This is a genomic window from Halobacteriovorax sp. (assembly GCF_041587335.1).
Taxonomy (GTDB): domain Bacteria; phylum Bdellovibrionota; class Bacteriovoracia; order Bacteriovoracales; family Bacteriovoracaceae; genus Halobacteriovorax.
This window is the reverse complement of the sequence record NZ_JBFGYP010000207.1, coordinates 1-3,451: the sequence shown is the minus strand read 5'-3', so window position 1 is coordinate 3,451 and position 3,451 is coordinate 1. Positions and strand designations below refer to the sequence as shown.

Annotated in this window: 6 protein-coding genes; 4 read left to right on the top strand and 2 right to left on the bottom strand. The window is 34.7% G+C overall.

The features are described from left to right. Positions 1 to 102: 102 nt before the first annotated feature. Together ABX784_RS16250 and ABX784_RS16245 are read right to left on the bottom strand one after the other, a co-directional pair. Positions 103 to 459 (bottom strand): hypothetical protein, encoded by a 357-nt coding sequence (locus ABX784_RS16250; protein ID WP_372656114.1) that lies wholly within the window; start codon positions 457 to 459, stop codon positions 103 to 105. A gap of 32 nt (positions 460 to 491) precedes the next feature. Beyond that, positions 492 to 884: a hypothetical protein gene (locus tag ABX784_RS16245; RefSeq protein WP_372656113.1), complete on the bottom strand. Its 393-nt coding sequence runs from the start codon at positions 882 to 884 to the stop codon at positions 492 to 494. 93 nt (positions 885 to 977) lie between these two features. Between ABX784_RS16245 and ABX784_RS16240 the strand changes: the two genes are divergently transcribed. The 4 genes from ABX784_RS16240 to ABX784_RS16225 all read left to right on the top strand — a co-directional run. Then, positions 978 to 1,781 carry a hypothetical protein gene (locus tag ABX784_RS16240; RefSeq protein WP_372656112.1) on the top strand — a complete coding sequence of 268 codons (804 nt, stop codon included), beginning with the start codon at positions 978 to 980 and terminating at the stop codon, positions 1,779 to 1,781. A 110-nt stretch (positions 1,782 to 1,891) separates the two neighbouring features. After that, on the top strand, positions 1,892 to 2,287 hold the full coding sequence (locus ABX784_RS16235) for a MerC domain-containing protein (RefSeq protein ID WP_372656111.1): 396 nt from the start codon (positions 1,892 to 1,894) through the stop codon (positions 2,285 to 2,287). A 14-nt stretch (positions 2,288 to 2,301) separates the two neighbouring features. Continuing rightward, the gene (locus ABX784_RS16230) at positions 2,302 to 2,787 is read left to right on the top strand and encodes a peptidylprolyl isomerase (protein ID WP_372656110.1); all 486 of its coding nucleotides are present in this window, start codon (positions 2,302 to 2,304) and stop codon (positions 2,785 to 2,787) included. Between the two features lie 74 nt (positions 2,788 to 2,861). Then, on the top strand, positions 2,862 to 3,451 hold a 590-nt coding region (locus tag ABX784_RS16225; protein ID WP_372656109.1), incomplete at its 3' end, for an acyl-[acyl-carrier-protein] thioesterase.

The following is a 3,451-nucleotide window of genomic DNA, read 5'->3' as shown; positions in this document are numbered from 1 at the left end:
TTAGGGCCTTTATATTTCTCAATTTTTCCATTTATTATTTCAAAACAAGAACTTCTTTAGAAAAACTCCCAACAAGATATTGGGAGCTATTAGGTTATGAGCTTAGTATCTCATTTTACATTCAACAGATTTAACTAAGTAATCACCCCATTCTTTTGAGCTGTGATCATACATATCGTAGTACCAAGTCTTAACTGTAATATCATAAGTGTCATAGAAGTTTTGGTCGTAAACTTGTTGACCAGTAAAAGTAGAAGTATAAAGTACGTCTTCCATACCTTGATCAACTTCATCAATTTCTTCAACAGAGTTAACAAGAGTAAGATCTTCCATCACGTTACATTCGTTAATGATGGCCTCAATTATCGCCTTTTCCATTCTTGGCTTATAATCAGAGTTAGTTATCTTGGCGATGGCGGAACCAGATAATAAAGTAAGTAGTAAAACAGTCATTTTCATTCTTCTTCTCCTAAAAAATATTTATATTTGCTTTAAAAACAAAGCTTATTAGTGTCTTTTAATACTTCAATTGAAAGCTTCTCTTCATACTTTCTCCAATTACTATAATCAGAGTCTTCAAGCTCAATAGAGAGATCGTTAACTTTTCTTCCAGATTTATTCTTATGAGTGATATCCATTCTGTAGTAGAGATCAACAATCCCCTGATCAACTTCATCTTTCTTAAGTTCAATTGAATCTACAACAAATGAATCTGCACTTGACTCGAGTGCGCAATTGTTAAGTTTCTTATGTAGGTAACTCTCAATCTCTGCCTTTAAACCAAATCCTGATTGATTAATAAGGCGTCCTCTCTCCACTCCATTTCCTGCAAATGACGTTGAAATAGTGACTGCTAACAATAGAAATATTGATAATGATTTCAAAGCGTTACTCCTTTTAATTAATGAAATCGTTCTATCTCGACGATAGGATATCGAACAGTCTTTTGTAAGGCGATAATCTCCTAGGAGGATATTTTGCTAAGTTTTGGTAAGCATCTAACTCAAGTCAGAACCACCAGTGGCCATAAGACGGCCAAGAGCTTTTTCACTTATCTCCAGGAGAGAGGTCTCGACTGCAATTATCAATACTATATGAAAATAGAGAAAGATCAGTCCTTTCCCTCTAGTGAGATCGTCAATCAAATAGCAAAAGCTCTAAGCGCGGAAGTATCACAATCGATTATTCTTTCTTTTTGCCAGAATCAATTTCAAAGTTTTAATTATCTATTTGATAGCAGTGCTAGTGAGGGCCACTCTTCAGATCTACAAAAGAGTCCAAATGTCTCTATTAACCAAGGCCAAAGAGAGCTCACTCAAAGGCAAATAGCCTGCTTAAACAATAAGCAAGAGAACTACTTTCTATTTCTACTTTTAACTCTCTCAAGAGGACCTGTTCATATAGATGAAATTAGTTCCTACTTTGGTTTAAAAGAGAGTATCAAGCAATTAGAAGAGTCTCAGATAGCTATTACAACAGGTGAATACGTTACCTCGACTTCATCAGAGTTTCGCTTTCCTATATCAGACATAGAAGAAGTTAATCAGGCCTATATGAATTTTGATAACTGGGATCTTGAGTTTTCATCTCAATTTGATTTTGAAAATCTTATTAATAAAATGATGATTCGAAGAATATCTCCAAGGTATTTAACTGCGATTAAAAGACATATTGATACTATTGCTGATTTTGTCAGGCTCTCAGATGAGTCCGACCAAAAGTTTAATAACGACGTTCTTCATCTACAGATAAAGCTAAGCCGTGGTCATATACCAGGCTAAACCAATCAAAAATTTTTGCAACCAACTTGCAATTAACCCCATTTTGTTATAGATTTTCTTATAGTTAAGTAGACTGATATTAAACTCAGCTCTGGCGAAGGGAGATCATAATGCAAAATGAATTGAGTTTTGTTGTTCTTAAAAAAGTAGATCAAACAGGAATTATATGCTCTGGAGCATGTGCTATTCATTGCTTACTTTTTCCTATATTAGCTTTTGCATCACCAGCAATATCAAATTACTTAAATAACGAGTGGATTCATGTCACTCTAGTTATCGCCCTTATTCCTATAGCTTTCTTTTCTTTTAGTAGATCAATTGCAATACATGGCGATAAGAAGCCTATTGTACTTGGAAGTGCAGGAATTCTTTTTTTAGTTTCAGCAATTGCTGTAGAAAGTTTACATATAGAAATAGCAGGACTTGAAAAAAGTTTAACTGCCATAGGCTCAATACTTTTGATCGCTGCACATATTTTTAATATCAAAGGCATTAAGCAGTCTTAAGGAAAGTGGTAATAATGAAAATTGTAGATAACTCTGTCGTAGAAATACACTATAAGCTCACCAACTCAAGTAATGAGCAAATAGATAGCACTTATGAAAGATCTCCTTTGTCCTTTATTCAAGGCAATGATGAAGTGCCAGAAAAATTAGAAAATGAACTCTATGGTAAAGAGATAGAAGATTCATTTAATATTGAAATTGAAAATGCATACGGAAAAATTCAAGAGAAATATATTAGTTCCGTTCCTAGAGAACAGTTTGGAGAGGAAGCCTCTAAACTAAAAGTTGGCATGCAATTTCATGTAGAAGCTGACGGAGAAGAGATTATAGCGAGAATAGTAGAGTTAAGTAAAAACGAAGCTATTCTTAATGGAAATCACCCACTTGCAGGTCAAACACTTTTCTTTGAGGTCCTTGTCGCCAATGTTAGAAAGGCCACAGATGAAGAGGTTGAACAAGGTTTTGTCGCTCAAGAAAGAAAGTCTTGCGCCTGCTGTTAGAAAGTCATCGTGTCTAAATTGATGTCAGAATAAGCTAGTGGTACTATCAGTTATCAATAACTTTAAAGGGTGCCATGAAAGATATCATTTTTGAAAAAGAATATAGCGTTAATAGTATAAATATTAATATTAATAAACGCCTTGGTCTATTTGGCATGCTTGGAATCTTACAAGATGTCTCAACAATTCACGCAGAGGTTTTAGACTTAGGCTTTGAATTTATGGAAAAGAATAATTCTTTCTGGGTACTCACTCAACAAAAACTCAAAATGAACACATGGCCTAAGTGGCAAGATATCCTAACTATCAAGACATGGCCTAGAGGGTCTGATGGACTAAAGGCGAATAGAGACTTTGAAATTTTTCTCGAAGGACAAAAGATTGGGGAATGTGTGACGACCTATATGGTAATTGATGGTCACACTAGAAGACCAGTTAGAGCAGATCTTGGAGAAGAAGTTGAGAAGAGCTGCCCTAAGGATGTACTAGACTTTATTCCTATAAAAGTTCATGTTCCAGAAGAAGCAAGAGTTGAGAAAACAATAGAAGTTAGAAATAGTGATTTAGACATGAACAATCATGTTAATAATACCAAGTACTCTCAGTGGATTCTAGACACTATTCCTCTTCAATATCATAGAAGCGTAAAGGTTCTAGAGTTTGA

What these genes read in the sequence shown, in the direction of transcription:
- ABX784_RS16250 (WP_372656114.1), bottom strand. Translation starts at nt 459, where the DNA reads ATGAAAATGACTGTTTTACTACTTACTTTATTATCTGGTTCCGCCATC.
- ABX784_RS16235 (WP_372656111.1), top strand. Translation starts at nt 1,892, where the DNA reads ATGCAAAATGAATTGAGTTTTGTTGTTCTTAAAAAAGTAGATCAAACA.
- ABX784_RS16230 (WP_372656110.1), top strand. Translation starts at nt 2,302, where the DNA reads ATGAAAATTGTAGATAACTCTGTCGTAGAAATACACTATAAGCTCACC.